General features: G+C 39.8%; 4 protein-coding genes. 2 read left to right on the top strand and 2 right to left on the bottom strand.

The window, feature by feature from the left end:
* A partial coding sequence (locus ACZFYI_RS18195; RefSeq protein ID WP_462525547.1) for an asparagine synthase-related protein occupies nucleotides 1–344 on the bottom strand: 344 nt, incomplete at its 3' end.
* A 93-nt stretch (nucleotides 345–437) separates the two neighbouring features.
* Nucleotides 438–1175: an NYN domain-containing protein gene (locus tag ACZFYI_RS18190; RefSeq protein ID WP_462525546.1), complete on the bottom strand. Its 738-nt coding sequence runs from the start codon at nucleotides 1173–1175 to the stop codon at nucleotides 438–440.
* 170 nt (nucleotides 1176–1345) lie between these two features.
* Between ACZFYI_RS18190 and ACZFYI_RS18185 the strand changes: the two genes are divergently transcribed.
* Both ACZFYI_RS18185 and ACZFYI_RS18180 read left to right on the top strand, forming a co-directional pair.
* Entirely contained in the window at nucleotides 1346–2437 is a 1092-nt protein-coding gene (locus tag ACZFYI_RS18185) for a 6-phosphofructokinase (protein ID WP_462525545.1), read from the top strand.
* Between the two features lie 42 nt (nucleotides 2438–2479).
* Complete coding sequence (locus ACZFYI_RS18180) at nucleotides 2480–2887, top strand: DUF1572 family protein (RefSeq protein ID WP_462525544.1); 408 nt, start codon at nucleotides 2480–2482, stop codon at nucleotides 2885–2887.
* The last annotated feature ends 117 nt before the right edge of the window (nucleotides 2888–3004 follow it).

The raw sequence follows: 3004 nt of genomic DNA, 5'->3' as shown, positions 1-3004 counted from the left end.
GCTTTTAGGAAGATATCGAATTTGATTTCTCTATTGCAGAGAATGTCGGGATTGGGGGTTCTTCCGGCTTCATATTCGGCAAACATGTAATCCACAATCCTGTCTTTGTATTCTTCACTGAGGTCGATTGCCTGAAAGGGAATGTTGAGTTTTTGGGCAACAAGCATGGCATCGGTGCTGTCTTCCATCCAAGGGCATTCATTGGAAATGGTGACAGTTTCATCATGCCAGTTTTTCATAAACATGCCGATGACTTCGTAGCCTTGTTCTTTGAGGAGATATGCTGCGACGGATGAATCTACGCCGCCTGATAGTCCGACGACTACCCTTTTTTTGTTTTCCATTGTTTTGAAATTATTCATGGGTTCAAGGTCCATGAGGTTTCACATGCAGATCCAACAAAAATATGTTGGGAATTGGTTCGCAAATCTAAGTGATCAGGATTTATTTCTTACATAAATCAGCTTGGTCTTTCCTTTGATGTTTTCCCTATGGTCAATCTCAAAGGCAGGAATTGATTTGATGAGGGGTGTGAGTTTTTGAAATCCGTAGTTTCTTGCATCGAAATTTGGCTGCTTTTTTTGCAATAAATTTCCCACATCCCCCAAAAATGCCCAGCCTTCATCATCCGCCAAATCAGAAATGGTCGCAGCGATCAGTCTTATGATTTTTGCATTGATTTTGTCCACCTGAGGGGCAGGGATTGTTTTGTCTTTTTGGTCGATGGGTTCCTCAGTCTGTTTTTGAAGGATTTCCAGGTAAATGAATTTATCACAGGCTACAATGAAAGGATCGGGAGTTTTCTTTTCTCCCATTCCGATGACCATCATTCCGGCCTCTCTCAGCCTTGTTGCCAATTTGGTAAAATCACTGTCACTGGATACAATGCAAAAGCCATTGACTTTTTCAGAATAGAGAATATCCATTGCATCGATGATCATCGCAGAATCTGTGGCATTTTTACCTGAGGTATAGCCATATTGCTGCATGGGATTGATCGCATTTTCGAGCAGCACGTTTTTCCATTTTCCCAGTTGCGGTTTGGTCCAATCACCATAGATGCGTTTAATGGTGGGATTACCATACTTGGCAATTTCTTCCATCATTTCCTTGACTTGTCCGGCTGGAACATTGTCCGCATCGATGAGTACAGCTATTTTGATATCGGTTTGCATAGAAAGATGTTGGTTTTGCAAAAAAAAGAATTGGTTTATTAAATGTAGAAAAAAACTGTAGGCTTTATTTATTTTCTTATACCTACGGGAAGAATTACTTAATCTGTATTCCTGAATTAAGAAGGTATTTTCGTAAGTTGCATCAGTCGAATAAAGCATTTTAACAAAATATGAAAAAACTTTTAATAGCGACCGGAGGAGGTGATTGCCCCGGTTTGAATGCAGTGATCAGAGGAATCTACAAAAGAGCAAAAAAAGAAAAAGATTGGGAAGTTTATGGCAGCAAAGAGGCCTTTAACGGAGTGTATTCTGATCCTCCCGAAATCATCAAATTAACAAAAAACAAAACTGCAGGTATCCATGTAAAAGGAGGTACCATATTGAAAACCACCAATAAAGCGGACCCTTTGCATTTTCCTATCACAGATGAAAACGGAAATGTGAAATTTGTAGATAGAACAAATATTTTGGCAGACAGGATCAAAGAGCTTGGTTTTGATGCAGTTATCAATATCGGCGGGGACGGATCGCAGAAAATTTCCCAAGCCCTATACAAACATGGGATAAACGTTGTGGGAGTTCCGAAAACCATTGACAATGACCTCTCCGCCACGGATATGACATTTGGTTTTCAAACAGCAGTACAGATCGCCTCTGATAGTTTTGACAAATTGGTGACTACCGCTGAAAGCCATAATAGGATCATGATCATGGAGGTGATGGGAAGAGATGCAGGCTGGATAGCTATACATACTGCAATAGCAGGTGGCGCCGATATCTGCCTGATACCTGAAATACCCTTTGACATCCACAAATTGGTCAAAAAAATCCAGTCCCGGTATGAGAAAGGCAGGGGTTTCGTCAATATTGTCATCGCCGAGGGTGCAAAACCAAAAGAAGGAACCATTGTATCCCGAAAAGGGGAAGAAGGTTCCCATCATGTAAGACTCGGTGGCGTGGCATTTCAGTTGTCACAGCAACTCAAAGATGCAGGCATCAAAGAAGAAATCCGGGAAACTGTTTTGGGACATGTACAAAGAGGCGGTACACCAACTGCTTTTGATAGGGTTTTGGCTTCATTGTTTGGAGTGAAGTCCTTTGAAATGGTACTGAAAGGAGATTTTGGAAAAATGGCTTCCTTCAAAAATAATTCGTTCATTTCAGTTCCGCTTGAGGATGCTACCAAAGAATACAACTATGTCAAAAAGGACAGCTTCATTGTGAAAGGTGCAAAGGGTTTAGGAATTACATTTGGAGACTAAAAAGCTATGAAAGATGTTTTGATACAATTGTTTGAAAGGGATATGAAGAAGCTCATATCCGAATTGGAATCCTATAAGAAGGAGGAAAATATCTGGAAAATATCAGGAGAAATCAGCAATTCGGCGGGTACATTGACACTCCACCTCATTGGAAATCTCAATCATTTTATCGGGTCTGTGATGGGGCACACCGGCTACATCAGAGATAGGGAGGCAGAATTTTCACTTAGAAATGTGCCCAAGCGTGAATTATTGAACCAGATTGGAGAATCCATAAAGGTTATTAAAAACACGATTTCTGAATTTCCAAAAGACAATTATTCAACCAACTACCCTTTGGAGGTTTTTGGTAAACCAATGACCTACCTTTATTTTATGATCCACTTACAAGGGCATTTAAATTACCACTTGGGACAGGTCAATTACCACAGGAGATTATTAGATATTTGATTTAGATCAATGTATTTAAATCATTTATTTTCAAAGTTTTAAATTATTTCATGAAAAACATTGTCATCATTTCAGGAAGCCCAAGGGAAAACTCAATTTCAATAAGGATTGCAACTA

This window comes from Aquiflexum sp. (genome assembly GCF_977115555.1).
The sequence above is the reverse complement of the archived record's forward strand: the minus strand, read 5'-3'. Positions and strand labels throughout refer to the sequence as shown.

Bases quoted from the DNA above. Each gene is read 5' to 3' on its own strand.
- ACZFYI_RS18190 (WP_462525546.1), bottom strand. From the start codon at position 1,175: ATGCAAACCGATATCAAAATAGCTGTACTCATCGATGCGGACAATGTT.
- ACZFYI_RS18185 (WP_462525545.1), top strand. From the start codon at position 1,346: ATGAAAAAACTTTTAATAGCGACCGGAGGAGGTGATTGCCCCGGTTTG.
- ACZFYI_RS18180 (WP_462525544.1), top strand. From the start codon at position 2,480: ATGAAGAAGCTCATATCCGAATTGGAATCCTATAAGAAGGAGGAAAAT.